We start from the raw sequence: 756 nt of genomic DNA, 5'->3' as shown, positions 1-756 counted from the left end.
TCGCTGGTAGCCGTCCAGCTAGAAAGCCGAACGTCTGGCGAATAGCCCTTCTATCCCCGGGGCCGGTCGGTTAGCGTGAATGATACGGGTCCGGCTTGGTACACGCCGGTCGCCCTGCGAAGCGACGCCAAACCCGCGCGCCGGGAATGGCCATGGTGTCGACACTGGGAACGGAGAGGGCCACTGGTGAAAAAGCATCACATCAACCACCCGCTCCCGTCGCCCAGGCCGCGCAAGAGGCATAGACAACCGCAGGTCGGCAGGTCCGCTGCCGTGGGGATCACGGTCGTGGCCGCACTCGTGGTTTCCGGTGCGCCGACCCTGGCCGGGCGCCAGATTGATTCCGTTCCCGTGGCCTTCTCCCCGCTGGATGTCGATACGGCTGCCTATCGCCGGCCGGTCGAGGTCTCGTTGCTCAGCGGTGTCGACGCCATTGCCTGGGAGATGGAAAACATCACCAGCGCCGCGGAAGGCGTCCAAGTCGCAGATGCATCCGGCCCAGGCAGCGCGATCGGCTCCGGCGGGGAGGCCGGTCAATTCACCGGACGGCTCGTCGGACAGAGCGTGGGGGCGTTGGGAGTCCTGCCCGGAGGCATCCAATTGATCCACCCGGTTGCCTCCCTGCACATCACCAGCCCGTATGGCTGGCGGAACAACCCGACCGGTCCGGGGACGCAGATCCACATCGGACAGGACTACGGCCTGCCCTGCGGTTCCCCGGTGTATGCGGCGGCGGACGGGGTGGTCGTCCAGTCG

The 756-nt window shown here is 66.8% G+C and carries 1 protein-coding gene; it reads left to right on the top strand.

What is annotated here, in order from left to right; translation table 11 throughout:
• Positions 1 to 273: 273 nt before the first annotated feature.
• The coding region (locus AC6CHY_RS19945) for a M23 family metallopeptidase (RefSeq protein WP_498228062.1) at positions 274 to 756 on the top strand (483 nt) is incomplete at its 3' end.

The organism is Paeniglutamicibacter sp. GQ140 (assembly GCF_059759235.1).
The sequence above is the reverse complement of the archived record's forward strand: the minus strand, read 5'-3'. Positions and strand labels throughout refer to the sequence as shown.